This is a genomic window from Exiguobacterium sp. s102, assembly GCF_018618635.1.
Classification (GTDB): Bacteria; Bacillota; Bacilli; order Exiguobacteriales; family Exiguobacteriaceae; genus Exiguobacterium_A; species Exiguobacterium_A oxidotolerans.
The window spans coordinates 1-804 of sequence record NZ_JACSML010000019.1 but is presented as its reverse complement, the minus strand read 5'-3'; the positions used below and the strand labels follow the sequence as shown (position 1 = coordinate 804).

Below are 804 nucleotides of genomic sequence, written 5' to 3'. Positions count from 1 at the left end.
CCGTTCCCATGCCGAACACGGAAGTTAAGCACTTGAACGCCGAAAGTAGTTGGGGGCTTCCCCCTGTGAGGATAGGACGCTGCCAGGCGTACATATGGAGGATTAGCTCAGCTGGGAGAGCATCTGCCTTACAAGCAGAGGGTCGGCGGTTCGATCCCGTCATCCTCCACCATTTTTATTTACACTTGCCGGTGTAGCTCAGCTGGTAGAGCAACTGACTTGTAATCAGTAGGTCGCGGGTTCGACTCCTGTTGCCGGCACCATTTTCATTTAAATATCACCGAAGATTCTGATTTAGAATTTAGGTTCTACCTTTAAAACCCTGCCGGGGTGGCGGAACTGGTAGACGCACAGGACTTAAAATCCTGCGGGGGTTTCCCCGTGCCGGTTCGATTCCGGCCCTCGGTACCATTTTTAATTTTAATAACTGTTTGATCCATTATACCCCGCACCCTTAGCTCAGCTGGATAGAGTACTTGACTACGAATCAAGGGGTCGGGAGTTCGAATCTCTCAGGGTGCACTTTTTCGGGAAGTAGCTCAGCTTGGTAGAGCACTTGGTTTGGGACCAAGGGGTCGCAGGTTCGAATCCTGTCTTCCCGACCATCTTCAATTTAATCCCTTTAATGGGGCCTTAGCTCAGCTGGGAGAGCGCCTGCCTTGCACGCAGGAGGTCAGCGGTTCGATCCCGCTAGGCTCCACCAAATTTTATCTTTGACGAACTTTGAAAACTGAACGATGAGGCAAAAAACGTATCTTCGGATACAAACAATGAATGAAGCGCAAGCTTCGTCAACGTGACTTC

At 50.4% G+C, this 804-nt stretch carries 6 tRNA genes and 1 rRNA gene; all 7 read left to right on the top strand.

The window, feature by feature from the left end:
• Positions 1-88, top strand: a 5S ribosomal RNA gene (rrf, locus tag KNQ02_RS15535); the annotation flags it as partial.
• 8 nt (positions 89-96) lie between these two features.
• Positions 97-172: transfer RNA gene (locus KNQ02_RS15530), tRNA-Val, on the top strand.
• Between the two features lie 15 nt (positions 173-187).
• Positions 188-263 (top strand) — tRNA-Thr (locus KNQ02_RS15525).
• 61 nt (positions 264-324) lie between these two features.
• Positions 325-411: transfer RNA gene (locus KNQ02_RS15520), tRNA-Leu, on the top strand.
• Positions 412-448: 37 nt separating this feature from the next.
• Positions 449-522 (top strand) — tRNA-Arg (locus tag KNQ02_RS15515).
• A 6-nt stretch (positions 523-528) separates the two neighbouring features.
• Positions 529-605, top strand: a tRNA-Pro gene (locus KNQ02_RS15510).
• A gap of 22 nt (positions 606-627) precedes the next feature.
• Positions 628-703: transfer RNA gene (locus tag KNQ02_RS15505), tRNA-Ala, on the top strand.
• Positions 704-804: the final 101 nt, after the last annotated feature.